Source organism: Actinomyces israelii, assembly GCF_030253495.1.
Taxonomy (GTDB): Bacteria; Actinomycetota; Actinomycetes; order Actinomycetales; family Actinomycetaceae; genus Actinomyces; species Actinomyces israelii.
The window spans coordinates 1,263,918-1,280,199 of sequence record NZ_CP124548.1; the positions used below are offsets into that span (position 1 = coordinate 1,263,918).

Annotated in this window: 9 protein-coding genes; 3 read left to right on the forward strand and 6 right to left on the reverse strand. The window is 70.1% G+C overall.

Annotation, left to right across the window (positions count from 1 at the left end; translation table 11 throughout):
• Nucleotides 1–190 precede the first annotated feature (190 nt).
• The 3 genes from AIF0345_RS05210 (at nt 191) to AIF0345_RS05220 (ending at nt 4,621) form a co-directional block, all read left to right on the forward strand.
• Nucleotides 191–2,545, forward strand: coding sequence for a hypothetical protein (locus AIF0345_RS05210; RefSeq protein WP_285297527.1), 2,355 nt, complete (start codon nt 191–193; stop codon nt 2,543–2,545).
• Entirely contained in the window at nt 2,542–3,558 is a 1,017-nt protein-coding gene (locus AIF0345_RS05215) for a hypothetical protein (RefSeq protein WP_285297528.1), read from the forward strand. The genes AIF0345_RS05210 and AIF0345_RS05215 overlap by 4 nt, the downstream gene beginning before the upstream one ends.
• A gap of 91 nt (nt 3,559–3,649) precedes the next feature.
• Nucleotides 3,650–4,621: a tetratricopeptide repeat protein gene (locus tag AIF0345_RS05220; protein WP_268918564.1), complete on the forward strand. Its 972-nt coding sequence runs from the start codon at nt 3,650–3,652 to the stop codon at nt 4,619–4,621.
• 352 nt (nt 4,622–4,973) lie between these two features.
• Here AIF0345_RS05220 and AIF0345_RS05225 read toward each other — a convergent pair whose 3' ends face one another.
• From AIF0345_RS05225 to AIF0345_RS05250, 6 genes are all read right to left on the reverse strand, one after another.
• On the reverse strand, nt 4,974–7,334 hold the full coding sequence (locus AIF0345_RS05225) for a glycogen/starch/alpha-glucan phosphorylase (RefSeq protein WP_285297529.1): 2,361 nt from the start codon (nt 7,332–7,334) through the stop codon (nt 4,974–4,976).
• A gap of 443 nt (nt 7,335–7,777) precedes the next feature.
• Nucleotides 7,778–9,997, reverse strand: coding sequence for a 1,4-alpha-glucan branching protein GlgB (gene glgB / locus AIF0345_RS05230; RefSeq protein ID WP_285297530.1), 2,220 nt, complete (start codon nt 9,995–9,997; stop codon nt 7,778–7,780).
• A 103-nt stretch (nt 9,998–10,100) separates the two neighbouring features.
• Complete coding sequence (locus AIF0345_RS05235) at nt 10,101–11,636, reverse strand: 1,4-alpha-glucan branching protein (RefSeq protein WP_285297531.1); 1,536 nt, start codon at nt 11,634–11,636, stop codon at nt 10,101–10,103.
• The gene (gene treS / locus AIF0345_RS05240) at nt 11,633–13,390 is read right to left on the reverse strand and encodes a maltose alpha-D-glucosyltransferase (RefSeq protein ID WP_285297532.1); all 1,758 of its coding nucleotides are present in this window, start codon (nt 13,388–13,390) and stop codon (nt 11,633–11,635) included. Before treS ends, AIF0345_RS05235 begins: the two co-directional genes overlap by 4 nt.
• A gap of 202 nt (nt 13,391–13,592) precedes the next feature.
• A complete protein-coding gene (locus AIF0345_RS05245) occupies nt 13,593–15,677 on the reverse strand; it encodes an alpha-1,4-glucan--maltose-1-phosphate maltosyltransferase (protein ID WP_285297533.1) in 2,085 nt (694 codons plus the stop codon).
• A gap of 88 nt (nt 15,678–15,765) precedes the next feature.
• Complete coding sequence (locus tag AIF0345_RS05250; RefSeq protein ID WP_285297534.1) at nt 15,766–16,272, reverse strand: GNAT family N-acetyltransferase; 507 nt, start codon at nt 16,270–16,272, stop codon at nt 15,766–15,768.
• Nucleotides 16,273–16,282 lie beyond the last annotated feature (10 nt).

Genomic DNA, 16,282 nt, shown 5'->3' on the forward strand with positions numbered 1-16,282 from the left:
GCGAGATAACGCTGGGCACGGTTCTTCCGCTGAGGGCGCAGGACCTGTGATCTTCGGCGAGGCTCCTCGCACGGACGATAGGAACATGCGATTCTGGGCGACGTCTGCATCCAGGCTCTGTGGCACTCACACCTGGTGCAGAGGCCGGTGACAGCGGCGCCATGTCCACGACCTTGAGGAGAGTCACGTCGTGAACCGACGGATCTTGAGCGCGATCATCGCCGTCCTTGGCCTGGTCGCCATCGCCTTGGCCGTCTGCTCCGCCACGATCTGGCGGCCCGGCACGACCGCGGAGGCGACTCTCGCCTCGGCCCCCACCCAGAACTACGTCGTCACACAGCCGGGTGTCCTCAACCGGGTCGACTCCGAGACCACTATTACCGCGACGGCTGCCTCTGACGACCAGCAGGTGTTCATCGCCGTCGGGCACTCGGCCGACGTCAATGCCTGGCTCGCCAACGACCCTTACGTGTCCGTCACAGGCCTGGACAGCTGGACGGCGCTGTCCGCGACCGATGTGACGACCAGATGCGGTGACGAGGCCGCGCCTGCGTCGTCGTCGGCTCCCAGCGCCTCCGCCGAGGCGTCGCCGACGAGCGCTCCGAGCACCGACGAGAACGGCTGCACCGTCCTGGAGGCCTCCAGCGCCGATCCGAGCACATCCGATCTGTGGGTGGCCACCGCTACGGGCACGGGCACTGCCACGCTCAACTGGGACGTCAACGACACCGACCTGGTCATGCTGGCGGCCACCGACGGCTCCTCGCCGGCGCCGAACATCTCGCTGTCCTGGCCGCGCAAGGTCTCGACGCCCTGGCTCATTCCAGGACTCATTGTCGGAGGGCTCCTGCTTCTCGTTGGCGTCTTCCTCTTCCTCATCGACATCCAGATGCGTCATGCCGACCGGCAGCGGCGTGCCCGCTCTGCTGAGCGCGCCGCCCGGCTTGCGCAGGCCGACGGCGTGGCCACGGCGGGAATCCCGCAGATCGGCGACCCCAACCGGCCTCTGTCGCGCAGAGAGACGCGGGAGAAGGAACGGGCGGCCGCCGAGGGAGAGGAGTGGATCGACCCGCGCACCGGTCGCGTCTACCTCGGCGGCGTGGAGGCGCCCGATGTGCCTCAGGCCTCTGAGCAGGAGACGACCTTCTACGGCGAGTCGCCCGACTACCAGGACTATCAGGGAGGATCGGCCGACGAGGGCGTTTTCCCGTACGGCGGTGGTGTCGTGCCCGGGATGAACGCCGGTGCGACGTTCGAGGACACCGGCCAGTCCGAGACACAGACGCAGCAGGCCCTCTCCGACTTCTCCGGGTCGAGTTACCCGGACTATGACTACGGCGGCCGGCCCGAGGGGCAGCAGGGCTTCCCCGACACCAGTGGCCAGCAGCCCGAGGGGCGGCAGGGCTTTACCGGCCTGGGCTACCCGGACTACGGCACTCAGCCTGGTCAGCCCGAGGGGCAGCAGGGCTTTACCGGCCCGGGCTACCCGGACTACGGCACTCAGCCTGGTCAGCCCGAGGGGCAGCAGGGCTTTACCGGCCCGGGCTACCCGGACTACGGCACTCAGCCTGGTCAGCCCGAGGGGCAGCAGGGCTTTACCGGCCCGGGCTACCCGGACTACGGCACTCAGCCTGGTCAGCCCGAGGGGCAGCAGGGCTTTACCGGCCCGGGCTACCCGGACTACGGCACTCAGCCTGGTCAGCCCGAGGGGCAGGCGTTCTCCGGGTCGAGTTACCCGGACTATGACTACGGCGGCTGGCCCGAGGGGCAGCAGGGCTTCCCCAACACCAGTGGCCAGCAGCCCGAGGGGCAGCAGGGCTTTACCGGCCCGGGCTACCCGGACTACGGCACTCAGCCCGAGGGGCAGCAGGGCTTCCCCAACACCAGTGGCCAGCAGCCCGAGGGGCAGCAGGGCTTTACCGGCCCGGGCTACCCGGACTACGGCACTCAGCCTGGTCAGCCCGAGGGGCAGCAGGGCTTTGCCGGCCCGGGCTACCCGGACTACGGCACTCAGCCCGAGGGGCAGCAGGGCTTTACCGGCCCGGGCTACCCGGACTACGGCACTCAGCCCGAGGGGCAGCAGGGCTTCCCCAACACCAGTGGCCAGCAGCCCGAGGGGCAGCAGGGCTTTGCCGGCCCGGGCTACCCGGACTACGGCACTCAGCCCGAGGGGCAGCAGGGCTTCCCCAACACCAGTGGCCAGCAGCCCGAGGGGCAGCAGGGCTTTACCGGCCCGGGCTACCCGGACTACGGCACTCAGCCTGGTCAGCCCGAGGGGCAGCAGGGCTTTGCCGGCCCGGGCTACCCGGACTACGGCACTCAGCCCGAGGGGCAGCAGGGCTTTGCCGGCTCGGGCTACCCGGACTACGGCACTCAGCCTGGTCAGCCCGAGGGGCAGCAGGGCTTTGCCAGCCCGAGCCACCCCGACACCAATGGACAGTCCGATCCCTTCTTCCCGGCCCAGGGCTGGCCAGCGGAGCACAGACGGCTTGATGCCGCGCCTGAGACGCCCACCGGCTCCGAGTCCGACGAGGAGAAAGCATGATGACCAGCCGCCGAGCCTTCCTGACGTCCGCTGCTGCGACCGTCGTCGGTGCCACGCTCACGGCGTGCTCACAGGAGCTCCCGCCGGCGCCCGCGGTGGGGACTCCCACAGCGCATTCGGTCCTGGACAGCACGCGCTTCACCACTGTCCTCGAACGCATTCAGACCGGCCTGGACGCCGCAGACGCCGCAAAAGACGCCAAGCTCTTGTCCGGTTACCTCACCGGGCCGGCCCAGCGTGTGCGCACCGAGGAGTACACCCTGGCCTCGGCGGCAAAGGACGACAGCAAGATCGAGCACTTCACGACCCAGAGCCAGGCCGGTACCGCAGGGCTGACCACGGGCTTTCCCCGCATTGCCCTGGCGGTCACCGACGCTGAGGAGGACAAGGTCCCTTACCTGCTGGCGATGACCCAGAACGGGGCTCGCGACAACTTCGAGCTGTGGGCCTGGGTGCAGCCGTTCGTTCCCGTCAGCATCCCCGAGACAACGGCCGTCTCGGCGGGAAGCGAACAGGTGGATGGTGACACCGACGGGCTGCTCTCCACGCCCCAGCAGGTCCTGGACGCCTACATTGACGCGCTGAACAACCCCGATGGGGACAACGGGAAGACCTTCGCCGATGATCCTCTGCGCCAGCAACTGGCGTCGCTGCGCAGCAAGGACGTGTCCGTGGCCGGCGAGATCACGGTAGCTGCTCGCGGCGGCTCTGACGGCTTTCGTGGCGTGCGCACCAAGGAGAATGGTGCGATCGTGTTCACGACGATCACCTACGACGTCGTGTACAAGCGCACGGTTGCCAAATCCACGCTCAAGATGCCGGCGGACGTCGCCTCCCTGCTGGGGACGGGCACCGAGATCGCAGGAGAGGTGGCGACAACGAACGACGTCATGATGGCCTTCTCGATCCCGCCTGCCGAACCCACCGAGGCGTCCGGCAACCAGCCGGTGCTTCTGGGGCAGAGCCGCGTGCTGGCGTCGGCCTCCAAAGACGACTCCAAGTCACCCGGCTGAGCCAATAGACTCAGGACCCCGCCTGTCTCGCCACCACCCCACTGTTCCTTCCACCCATTAGCGGGCTGGCTCAGCCCGGGAAAGGCTCACCATGAGCATGTTCGGCGCCGTGGACCTGTCCACTCTTGCATCCCAACAGGGTGCTCCCGCCACAGGGAGCCCGTCGGGCGCCGGGAGACCCGCAGGGCGCCCTGCACCCGGCTCCGCGGGCTCGTCCTCGGTCTCGGCCACAGACTCTACGGTCTCGGCGCCGCTGGTGGTGGACGTCGACGCCGCCTCGTTGCGCAGTACCGCCGAGATCTCCATGCAGGTGCCAGTGGTGGTTGTCCTCCACACCTCACGCTCCCAGGCCTCCACGGCCCTTGCCGACCAGCTCGGGACACTGGCCCAGGAGTACGCCGGCCGCTTCCAGCTGGCGCGTGTGGACGTCGACGCCGCTCCGGAGGTCGCCCAGGCGCTCCAGGCCACAGCCGTGCCCACCGTCGTCGCCCTGGTCGCCGGACAGCCGGTGCCGCTGTTCCAGGGGGCGATCCCTGCCGGCCAGCTGCGGGAGCTGCTCGATCAGCTGCTCGAGCTGGCGGCTCGCAACGGCGTCGCCGGGCGTCTTGCGCCGCAGCCGGCGGATGAGGCCGAGCCGGCTGAGCCTGAGGAGACCGAGGTGGAGCGTCAGGCGCGCGAGGCCATGGAGCGGGGCGACTACGCGGCCGCCGAGAAGGTCTACGACCACGCCATTGCGCAGAACCCGGCGGATGGAGAGCTCAAGATCGCACGGGCCCAGATCCGCATGCTCGGGCGCATGGACGGCAAGGATCCGTACTCCCTGCTGACCGCCGCGGACGCTCCCGGGGCGAGCCTGGAGGATCAGCTCGCCGGGGCCGACGCCGCGGTGGCGCTGGGGGACGTGAATGTCGCGTTGGGGCGCGGTCTCGAGGCGGTGCGCTCGCACTCCGGCGAGGAGCGGGAGACCGCGCGGCTGCGGCTGCTCGAGCTTTTCGACGTTATTGGCTCCTCGGCTCCCGAGGTGGCCCGTGCTCGTCGCCAGCTGGCCAGCATTCTGTACTAACCGGGTCGACTGGCCCGTCCGCCCCTCGCGCACCGGTCCTTAGGTTTTCCGTAGATTGAATTAATGCGGACTCGACCAGCGGCTGGGTCTTCCGGGGCCTTGCAGGTTGTTTCACGCGCTGCAGGTGGATACGCGTCGTGCGTGCCGCGCCCCTGGGCCAAAGGCCATTCTGGCGATTTCGCATTGCCTGTGATAGGGGCGTGCGAATACAGATCTCGACGCGGAACTCGACCGATCTCGGCGAAGGAGGCATGGTGCGTCGTCGTCGGGTGCCGCGCCCCCTGGATGGCGCGCGGCGCCCCCCCACCTTGTCGGTGGGGGGCGCCGCGCCGGAGTACCAGGCGACTCGGCCTCAGGCGATCGGCTCAGGCTGGATGTTCCACATCTTGGCGTAGTCGCTGATCGTGCGGTCCGACGAGAAGCGGCCGGAGCCGGTGATGTTGACCCACACCTTGCGCTGCCAGGCGCGCTGGTCTGCGTAGTCGGCCGCCATGCGGTCCTTCGTCTCGCGGTAGGCGGGGAAGTCGCCCAGCACGTAGTAGACGTCGGCTGGCTCGTAGGAGGGCTCCAGGAGGCTGCGGCGCAGGTCTGCGAACCAGCCGGAGCCGTTGTCGTCCAGGGTGCCGTCGATGAGGGCGTCCAGGACCCGCTTGAGGCCGGGGACGGTCTCGTAGGCGGCGCGCGGATCATAGGTCGCGCGCAGGGCGGGGAGCTCGTCCTCCGTGGCGCCGAAGATGTAGGCGTTGTCCTCGCCGACCGCGTCCAGGATCTCGACGTTCGCGCCGTCGAGGGTGCCCAGCGTGAGCGCCCCGTTCATCATGAACTTCATGTTGGACGTGCCCGAGGCCTCCTTGCCCGCCATCGAGATCTGCTCGGAGACGTCGGCTGCGGGAATGATGTGCTCGGCGGGGGAGACATTGTAGTTGTGGATGAACACGACCTTGATCGTCTTGGAGACGACCGGGTCGTTGTTGACCAGGTCGGCGACCGTGTTGATCAGCTTGATGATCGCCTTGGCCCGCACGTACCCGGGGGCGGCCTTGGCTCCGAAGACGAAGACCCGCTCCGGCACCCTCAGGCCGGGGTTATCCTTCATGCGGAAGTACAGGTCCAGAATGTAGAGCGCGTTGAGCAGCTGGCGCTTGTACTCGTGGAGGCGCTTGATCTGGACGTCGAAGATCGCGTCCGGATTGATCTCGATGCCCTCGCGTGCGGCGATCCAGGCGGCGAAGTCGACCTTGTTGGCGTGCTTGATCTCGGTCAGCCGGTCGAGAACGGCGTCGTCGACTCGCGTGTGGCTCTCCAGGAGCGAGAGGTCCTTCACCCACGCGTCGGAGCCGGTGACCTCATCCAGCAGGGCGGACAGGCGCGGGTTGCACTCGCGCAGCCACCTGCGCGGGGTGACCCCGTTGGTCTTGTTGTTGAAGCGCTCGGGCCAGATCGCGTACCAGTCCTTGAGGGTGTCGCGCTTGAGGATATCGGTGTGCAGGGCGGCGACGCCGTTGATTGCGTAGGAGGCGTAACAGGCGATCCAGGCCATGCGGACCTTGGAGCCCGAGATCGGCGCCATGTAGTCGATCCTGGCCCCGTCGACGCCGCGGGCCGCGAGGTCCTCGCGGAAACGGCGGTCGATCTCCCGGACGATCTCCATAATGCGCGGGAAGAGCTGTTCGAAGATCGAGGTCTCCCAGGTCTCCAGCGCCTCGGCGAGCACCGTGTGGTTGGTGTACGCGAAGGTCCTGGACACGACGGCCCAGGCGTCGTCCCAGCCCAGATGGTGCTCGTCCATGAGCAGCCGCATCAGCTCGGGGATGGCCAGGACCGGGTGGGTGTCGTTGAGCTGGACGGAGTTGAACTCGGAGAAGCCGGTGAGGTCGTCCCCGTGGTGGGCCACATAGTTGTCGACGATCTCCTGCAGGGAGGCCGAGCAGAAGAAGTACTGCTGGCGCACGCGCAGGACCTTGCCCTCGTAGGTGGTGTCATTGGGGTACAGGACGCGGGAGATGTCCGCGGTGCGTTCGCGCTCGACGATGGCGTCGGTGAAGTGCTGGGAGTTGAAGGCGTCGTAGTCGAACTCCTCGGTGCTCTCCGCCCGCCACAGGCGCAGCGTGTTGACGTTCTTCGTGCCGTAGCCGACGATCGGCATGTCGTAGGGGACCGCGCGCACGACCAGGTCGTTGTAGCGCACGATCCGCTGCGCCTCCTCGCGGCGGATGACGAAGGGGTAGCCCTCCTCCATCCACGGGTCGGGGTGCTCGGTCTGGAAGCCGTCAGAGAAGAGCTGCTTGAACAGGCCGTAGCGGTAGAGAATGCCGTATCCGGCGACCGGGAGGTCGAGAGTGGCGCAGGAGTCGAGGAAGCAGGCCGCGAGGCGCCCGAGGCCCCCGTTGCCCAGGGCGGCGTCGGGCTCCTGCTCGAGGATGTCGGACAGGTTCTGGCCGAAGGCGCCCACGGCCTTCTCCGCCTCCTTGACCAGGCCGAGGTTGGTCAGGTTGTTCAGGAGCGCGCGCCCCATGAGGAACTCGGCGGAGAAGTAGTGCTCCATCCGGCCGGTCCGGTACGTCTGCTCGGTCGCGTGCCAGTTGTCCGCGATGGTGTCGACGACGGCGGCGGACAGGCCCTGCCACACCTCCATCTGAGTCGAGGCCTTGGCGGGGTGACCCGAGATGGACCGAACGTGGGAAGGCACGGTCTGGATCAGGTTCTGCGTCATCATTCTTCCCTTATCAGATTGCATGGAGCTGCTGTTGCAACGGGATTGCAACGGCCGCACGAGGTGTACAACGAGGGATCGGGCTGATCGGCGTGGGAGCACCGACGACCGGGCTCCTCCGCGGACGCCTTGAGCCTAGCGGTCCGGGTGTGGGCTCGCTCGTTGAGGCGGTGTCATTCCCGACACGGGAGGCGTCGCGATTCGGTCATGGAGCGCGGATGGGGCGATCTACCCCGGCGCCGGCAAAGGCTCGCTGATCTCGGCGCTTGGTGCGGAAGCGAACCGATCTCGAGCCGGAACTGGACCGATCTCGGTGCGGAATACGACCGATCACGGCAAAAGAATGGGCCGACGGCGGCCGGTAATCCGGTCGCCGTCGGCCCGCCCGGGCTGCCGCGGCTCTACGCCGTCCTCGTGCAGCCCGCGTCAGCCCCGCGCCCTCGTCAGTTCTGCGACGGGCGCAGGAACAGTGCGCCGAGCGGGGGCACGCGCAGCCGCACCGAGGCGGGGCGGCCGTTCCACGGCAACTCCTCGGCCTCGACGTGCCCCGAGTTGCTCACGCCGGAGCCGCCGTACTCGGGGTCGTCGGTGTTGATGATCTCGTCCCAGCCGCCGGCGAAGGGCAGTCCGACCCGGTAGCCCTCGTGGGGGGTGCCGGCGAAGTTGACGACGCAGACCACCAGGTCGGCGCGACCGTCGGGCCCCGTGCCCTTACGCAGGTAGGACAGGACGTTGTGGTCGCCGTCGCCCGCCTCGATCCACTCAAAGCCCCGGTGGGAGAAGTCGTCCGCCCACAGCGCGGGGGAGTCGGTGTAGAAGCGGTTGAGATCGCTCACCAGGTGGAGCAGGCCCTGGTGGCCGGGGTCGTCCAGGATCCACCAGTCCAGCGAGTTGTCCGCGTTCCACTCCGTGCCCTGGCCGAACTCCTGGCCCATGAACAGCAGCTGCTTGCCGGGGTGCGACCACTGGTAGGCGAACAGGGCGCGCAGGCCCGCCAGCTCCTGCCAGTGGTCGCCGGGCATCTTGGACAGCAGGGAGCCCTTGCCGTAGACGACCTCGTCGTGGCTCATCGGCAGGATGAACTGCTCGGAGAAGGCGTAGACCAGGGAGAAGGTCAGCTCGCCGTGGTGGTAGCGCCGGTTGATGGGCTCCTCAGCCAGGTAGCGCAGGGTGTCGTTCATCCACCCCATGTTCCACTTCAGCCCGAAGCCGAGCCCGCCGTACTCGGTGGGGGCGGTGACGCCGGGCCAGGCGGTGGACTCCTCGGCGATCATGACCGTGCCGGGGTTCTTCCGGTACGCCGTCGCCGTCGCCTCCTGGAGGAAGCTGATCGCCTCGAGGTGCTCCCGGCCCCCGAACTGGTTGGGGTGCCACTGGCCCTCCTTGCGCGAGTAGTCCAGGTACAGCATGGAGGCGACGGCGTCCACGCGCAGCCCGTCGGCGTGGAACTCCTCCATCCAGTACAGGGCGTTGGCCACCAGGAAGTTGCGCACCTCGTTGCGGCCGAAGTTGAACACGTAGGTGCCCCAGTCGGGCTGCTCGCCGCGCTGGGGGTCGGGGTCCTCGTACAGGGCCGTGCCGTCGAAGCGGGCCAGGGCCCACTCGTCCTTGGGGAAGTGGGCCGGCACCCAGTCCAGGATGACGCCGATGCCCGCCTGGTGGAGCTGGTCGACCAGGTAGCGGAAGTCGTCGGGGGTCCCGAAGCGCGAGGTGGGCGCGTAGTAGCCGGTGACCTGGTAGCCCCAGGAGCCCGCGAAGGGGTGCTCGGCCACGGGGAGGAACTCCACGTGGGTGAAACCGGCCTCCTTGACGTAGGGCACGAGCTCGTCGGCCAGGCCCCGGTAGCCCAGCCCCTGACGCCAGGAGCCGACGTGCACCTCGTAGATGCTCATGGGGCCCGCGTGGGGGTCGGTGGCGGCGCGCTTGGTCATCCACTCCTCGTCGCCCCACTCGTGGAAGCGGTCGGTCACCACGCTTGCCGTGGCCGGGGGCACCTCGGTGGCGCGGGCCAGCGGGTCGGCCTTCTGGTGCCAGGAGCCGTCGTTGAAGCACAGCTCGAACTTGTAGCGGGCGCCCACGCCCACACCGGGGATGAACAGCTCCCACACGCCGGATGACCCCAGGGAGCGCATAGCCGAGGCGGTGCCGTCCCAGTAGTTGAAGTCGCCGACGACGCGCACGGCGCGGGCGTTGGGGGCCCACACGGCGAAGGCGACGCCGTCGACCTCGCCCATGGGGCCGGAGTAGTGCTTCAGGTGGGCACCGAGAACCTCCCACAGGCCCTCGTGGCGGCCCTCGGAGATGAGGTAGGTGTCCATCTCGCCCAGGGTCGGCAGGAAGCGGTACGGGTCGTCGACCGTGGTGGTCTCCTCACCGTAGGTCACCTTGACTCGGTAGTCGGGGACGGAGTCGCCGGGTACCACGGCCACCCACACCCCGTCCTGCTCGTGCTCGGCGGGGAAGGCGCCCTCGGTGGTGACCACGGCGACGGCGTCGGCCAGGTGGCGTACTGTGCGGATGGTGACGCCGTCCTCGCCGACATGCGCGCCCAGGACCTCGTGCGGATTGTAGTAACGCGCATAGGCGATATCCGCGAGGACCCAAGGATCGACTTGGACAGGCGTGCGGGCGGGGACGGGCTCGGGTGCGGCGACATCGGTCATGGTCACACTCTTCCATGTGATGGGCGGGTGAGGGGAGTCTTTGTGCTGAGATTTATTGGGACGTGCTGGGAGTGGCGGGCGATGGGGTCCTTTCTCCCTCCACTCACGCCGTTGCGGGAGTGTCGAGGATGCGCTGCAGGCCCCGTAGGGGGATCTCGATCCAGTCGGGGCGGTTGCGGGCCTCGTAGACCGCCTCGTAGAGGGCCTTGTCCAGCTCGAGCGCGGCCAGCAGGGTGGTCGCGACGCGCCGACCGGTTCCATCGCGCTCGGGGGATGACTCCTCGTAGGCGCTGAGATAGGCCGCGCGCACGGCGTCGAGCCAGCCGCGGTCGGCGACCCCGCCGACCGCGGCCGCGTAGTCGAAGGAGCGCAGCATTCCGGCGACGTCGCGCAACGGCTGATCCGCACGGCTGCGCTCGGCCAGGGGGCGCAGCGGCTCCCCCTCGAAGTCCAGGACGAACCAGCGGCCCTCGCCGGCCTCGGGGCCCGCGACCTCGTGAAGGACCTGCCCGAGGTGGTAGTCGCCGTGGATGCGGGTGGCCGGGTCGAGCCGGTCGAGTCCGGCCACCCGGGCCGGGACCTCATCGACCGCCTCATGAAGGCCGGGCAGGCGCTCGGCCAGTGCCGGGACCTCCTGGAGCGCCCAGGCGGCGCGTCGGCGCAGGGCTCGTGCCAGCTCGGCCGGCGGCTGCGGCGCGCCCGCGCCCAGGGCCGCGGCGAGGTGCCGGTGCATCTGGGCGGTGGTCGTCCCCAGATCCGCCGCCAGGGCCAGTGCCCTGGCGCGCACCGGGCCGTGCGGCCCGTCGTCATCAGCGGCCAGGGAGCAGAACAGCTCGAAGCCGTCGTCGGCGCGGGGGATGAAGGTGCAGGCCACCGCCGAGTCGGTCGAGTTGCGGGCGCCGGTGGCCGGATCGTGCCACTCGAAGGCGGACCAGGCCACCGGCGCGGGCACCCGGTCCCAGCCGTCTCCGGCCAGCGCCACCGAGACCTCCACGTCGGGGTTGCGCCCCGGTGCCAGCACCCGCAGGAGCTTGACGATGAGTCCGCCCGTCGCGGCGTCCTCCGGGCCGCCCGCGTCCCGGTCGGATGCCGGGGCGGGCAGCACGACGCTGGTGTTCGACTGCTCGCCGGTGATCACCCGCAGGCGCTCGGCGCGCTGGGCGATGGCGCGCGCGCCGGTGCCGTCCAGGATGGTTCCCGCCTCCAGGACGGCCTGCGCCCAGGCCCGCCAGAAGGCGGGGTGGTGGGGGCCGTCGATGAGGGAGGTCTCGGCGCCGTCGGGCCCCGTGACGGTCAGCCCCTCGCCGCCGGGGGCCTCCCCGTCGACCCGGTAGCGGGCCAGCGCTTCGCCGGTCTCGAGCACCAGCGGCACGTGGACGAGCACGGACGGGGCCCCGGCGCGGGGAACGGCCACCAGCAGATCGCGCACACCCGGGGCCAGCTCTCGGTCGCCGATCAGGGTCAGGTCGCGGGGCTCGGGCGAGGAGCCCCCCTTGAGCGGGTACCAGCGCCGCCGCGCCATCCACGGGGCCAGCGCCGCCAGGAGCGACGCGTCGGCGGGCCAGACCGGGGCCGGGCCGGCTCCGCGCCGGACTGGTTGGGTGAGTTCAGGGGGATCAGTCGATTCGGTGGGTGTCATCGTCCATCGCCTCCTTGCGTTTCGGGATCGACAGTCAACCAGTAGTAGCCGCGGGCGCCCAGCGTGAGTGTCAGGCGGCCGTCCGGCCCGACCGCCGGGAACGCCGCCCCGCCCAGGACGTCGGCGGTGGTGCGGCCCGCCAGGTCGGGCAGCGAGATGCTCACGCAGCGGGGCGAGTCGGCCAGGTTCGCCACGCACAGCAGCGTCTCCCCGGGCTCTCCGCTGGGGCCCTCCGCCTCGTGGCGCGTGTGGGCCAGCACGGCGTCGTCGGAGACGTCCCGCAGGAGGAACTTCCCGCGGCCCAGCACGGGGTGGGCGCGGCGCACGTGGAGCATGCGGCGGGTCCAGTGTAGCAGCGAGTCGGGCCGCCGCAGCTCGGTGGACACCGTCATGTGCCGGTACCCCGGCACCTGGATGATCGGCAGGGTGAGCGCGCCGGGGTCGGGAACCGAGGAGAAGCCCATGTTGGGCGACTCGTCCCACTGCATGGGCGTGCGCACCGCGTCGCGGTCGTCCAGCCAGATGTTCTCGCCCATCCCGATCTCGTCGCCGTAGTACAGGCACGGCGAGCCCGGCAGCGACAGCAGCAGCGCCATGGCGAGCTCGGTCTCGGCCCGCGAGGCGTCCAGCAGGGGGGCCAGGCGCCGGCGGATGCCGATATTGGCGCGCATGCGGTCCTCGGGGGCGTACCACTGGTACATCATGGTGCGCTCGTCGTCGGTGACCATCTCCAGGGTCAGCTCGTCGTGGTTGCGCAGGAAGGTGCCCCACTGGCCGTGGGGCGGGATGTCCGGGGTGGCCGCCAGGACGTCGCGTACCGCCCGCGAGGAGCCCTCGCGCAGGGCGTAGTAGATCCGCGGCATGACCGGGAAGTGGAAGCACATGGTGCACTCGGGGACCTCGGTGGTGCCGAAGTACTCCACGACATCGACCGGCCACTGGTTGGCCTCGGCCAGGGTGATCGTGCCGGGGAACTCCTGGTCGAGCATCTTGCGGATTCCGGCGACGACGGCGTGCGTGTCCGGCAGGTTCTCGCAGTTCGTCCCCTCGCGCTCGGTCAGATAGGGGACGGCGTCCAGGCGGAAGCCGTCCACCCCGGTGCGCGCCCAGAAGCGGATGATGTCGTGCACGGCCTCGATGACGGAGGCGTTGTCGTAGTTGAGGTCGGGCTGGTGGGAGAAGAACCGGTGCCAGAAGAACTGGCCTCGCTCGACGTCGTAGGACCAGTTCGACTCCTCGGTGTCGATGAAGATGATCCGGGTGCCGGCGTAGCCGGAGTCGTCGTCGGCCCACACGTAGAAGTCGCCGAAGGGGCCCCCAGGGTCGCTGCGCGAGGCCTGGAACCAGGGGTGGGCGTCCGAGGTGTGGTTGAGGACCATGTCGATGACGATGCGGATGCCGCGCTCATGGGCCTGGTGCACCAGGTCGCGGAAGTCCTCCATGGTGCCGTAGCGCGGGTCGATGTCCGTGTAGTCGGAGATGTCGTAGCCGCCGTCGCGCATGGGCGAGGGGTAGAAGGGCGGGATCCAGATCGCGTCTATGCCCAGCCACGCCAGGTAGTCCAGGCGGGAGGTCAGCCCCTGGAAGTCGCCGATGCCATCGCCGTCGGAGTCCGCGAAGGAGCGCAGCAGCGCCTCGTAGAAGACGGCGGTGCGGAACCACTGCGGGTCCGGCGACAGCCCGGTCCGGGGCTGGGGAGGCAGGTCCGGCACGCCGGGGATGAATGCCGGTGGCGCATAGGGATTCCCCGTCATGGCGGGTACGCTCGATATGCCGGCGACGGGCGTTGCCAGTGGCGCGGGATGGGCGCCGAGACCGGGAGCGATGCCTGATGCCGGGGTGACGGGAACGGACACGGTGACCTTTCGAGAGTGACCTTTCGGGATGGGCGGTGGGCGGGGGCGGGCCGTGGGGCGTGGCCGGGGCGGGATGCCCCGGCCACGCGCCGGGCCGTCGTCAGAGGGGCTCGACGTGCAGGACGTGCGCGACCCGGCCGGCGAAGGGGTCGAAGCGCACGTAGTTGGTGCCACTCCACTCAAAGCTGTCACCGGTGAGCTCGTCGGTCACCCGCAGGCAGGGCAGCGAGCCGTCGGTGTCCGTGGGCAGCCCCAGCTGCGGCAGGTTGAGGTAGACCTCGCCCTCGCGGATGTTGTGCGGATCCAGGTTGACCACGGTCAGCACGATGTCGTCCCTGCCCGTGGGGGAGTGCGCGGCGTCGACCCGCTTGGAGTAGGCGATGAGGGTGTCGTCGCTCGTGCCGTGGAACCAGACGTCGCGCAGCTGGCGCAGGGCGGGGTGCGCGGCGCGAGCGGCGTTCAGGCGCGTGAGCAGGGCCGCGATGCCGTTGGCGCGCGCGGCGGCGAAGTCGCGCGGCTTGTACTCGTACTTCTCGTTGTTGAGCTGCTCCTCGAAGCCCGGGCGCGGGGTCGACTCGGCCAGCTCGTAGCCCGAGTAGATGCCCCAGGTCGGGGACATGGTGGCCGCCAGGACCGCGCGCAGCTTGAAGGCCGCCACCTTCCCGTTGGTCATGAAGGGGGTGAGGATGTCGTGGGTGGTCGGCCAGAACGCCGGGCGCAGCACGTGGGCTGTCTCCTGGGAGAGCTCGACCAGGTAGTCGGTGAGCTCCTGCTTGGTGTTGCGCCACGCGAAGTAGGTGTAGGACTGGTGGAAGCCGATCTTGCCCAGGGTGCGCATCATGGCCGGGCGGGTGAAGGCCTCGGCCAGGAAGAGCACCTCGGGGTTGGTGGAGCGGACCTCGCGGATGAGGCGCTGCCAGAACGTCAGCGGCTTGGTGTGCGGGTTGTCGACGCGGAAGATCGTCACGCCGTGGCTGATCCAGGTGCGCACGACCTCCAGGATCGCGGCGTAGATGCCCTCCGGGTCGTTGTCGAAGTTCAGGGGATAGATGTCCTGGTACTTCTTGGGCGGATTCTCCGCATAGGCGATCGAGCCGTCGGCCAGGACCGTGAACCACTCGGGGTGCTCCTTGACCCACGGGTGGTCAGGGGAGCACTGAAGGGCCAGGTCCAGGGCGACCTCCATGCCGAGCTCGCCGGCCCGGGCGACCAGGGCGTCGAAGTCGTCGAAGGTGCCCAGGTCGGGGTGGATGGCGTCGTGGCCGCCTTGCGGCGAGCCGATGCCGTAGGGGGAGCCGGGGTCGTCGGGGGCGGCGGTCAGGGCGTTGTTGCGGCCCTTGCGGTTGGTGGTGCCGATGGGGGAGACCGGGGTGAGGTAGAGGACGTCGAATCCCATGGAGGCGATGCGGTCGAGCCGCTCGGCGGCGGTGCGCAGGGTGCCGGTGTGCCAGTGGCCCTCGGAGTCGGAGCAGCTGCCCAACGAGCGCGGGAAGATCTCGTACCAGGAGCCGGCCAGGGCGCGGGAGCGGTCCACCTGGAGGGGGTAGGTGGCCGAGGGGGAGACGCAGTCGCGCAGCGGGAGCCGGTCCAGAGCGGTGACGACGGCGTCCGCCAGGCCGGCCTGCAGGCGCTCGTCCACGGAGTTGGCGGGGTTGCGCATCACCCACACGGCGGCATTGAGGGCCTCCACGCCCTCCTCGTCCCGGCCCGGCACCGCGGCAGCCCGGTCCAGGACGCGGGCGCCCTCCTCCAGCATGAGCTCGACGTCGATGCCGGCGGGGACCTTGATGCCGGCGGCGTGGGCCCACGTCGCGTAGGGGTCGGACCAGCCCTCGACCCGCAGGCCCCAGTCGCCGGGGGCGTCGGCGGCCAGGCGGGCTTCGTAGCGGTCCAGGCCGGGCATGATCTCCACCATGCGGGCGCTGGGGCCGTCGGTGCCGTCGGGGCGCACGAGCACGGCGGTGGCGCCGAAGCGGTCGTGGCCCTCGCGGAAGACGGTGGCGCGGATCGGGATCACCTCGCCGGGCACGGCCTTGGCCGGCCAGCGCCCGTCCTCGACGACGGGGAAGACCTCGGTCACTGGAATACGGCCGATCGGCGCATACGGCGCCGGTTGCGGCGCGGCTGCGGCGGTGGCGGGGGCAGGGGGCTGGGGCGCGGCGTTGCGCGTGGTGTTCGCGGTCACAGACCAAGCCTACGGGGTCATGCCGGTTCAGTCACTTCGGCCGGCGCATTCCCCGCCGAGATCGGTGGATCTCCGCGTCGAGATCGGTTCACCCCGGCGCCGGGAGCGATGCGGGAGCGAGCACGCAGTCGTAGCGCCGCCTGCCCGGCCAGCGCGGGTCCGCCGGGGCGGGGCGGTCGGCGAAGCCCGCCCGGCGGTAGAAGCCGATCGCGTCGTCGTCAGTGCTCGCCCGCACGGCGGCGCGCGGGTGGCGCCGCCGGATCCCCGCGATGAGCGCGCCGGCGAGCCCGGTACGCCGGCGCCCCCCGGCGGTGGCGAGGTACTCGATAGTCACCGCCTCCGGCCGCGGACCCCGCCCGGGGGCCACCGTCCGGTCTGGGGCCGGCGGGGGGGGCCGGCGGGGCGGGGCGTAGGCGGCCAGGGCGACGGGGACGCCGCTGTCGAGCGCCGCCAGGACCGTGAGCCGGGGCAGCACGTCGGACACGACCCGGTCCAGGCCGGCGTCGTCGAAGTCGGTAGCCAGGCGCAGCAGCTCGCGCACCTCGGGGCCCGTCAGCTCCGAGGCGGACAGGTCGCGCAGGACGACGTCGGTCACGGGCGGACGC

Coding starts and splice junctions, on each gene's coding strand:
- AIF0345_RS05215 (WP_285297528.1), top strand. CDS start 2,542: ATGATGACCAGCCGCCGAGCCTTCCTGACGTCCGCTGCTGCGACCGTC.
- AIF0345_RS05220 (WP_268918564.1), top strand. CDS start 3,650: ATGAGCATGTTCGGCGCCGTGGACCTGTCCACTCTTGCATCCCAACAG.
- AIF0345_RS05225 (WP_285297529.1), bottom strand. CDS start 7,334: ATGACGCAGAACCTGATCCAGACCGTGCCTTCCCACGTTCGGTCCATC.
- glgB (WP_285297530.1), bottom strand. CDS start 9,997: ATGACCGATGTCGCCGCACCCGAGCCCGTCCCCGCCCGCACGCCTGTC.
- AIF0345_RS05235 (WP_285297531.1), bottom strand. CDS start 11,636: ATGACACCCACCGAATCGACTGATCCCCCTGAACTCACCCAACCAGTC.
- treS (WP_285297532.1), bottom strand. CDS start 13,390: ATGACGGGGAATCCCTATGCGCCACCGGCATTCATCCCCGGCGTGCCG.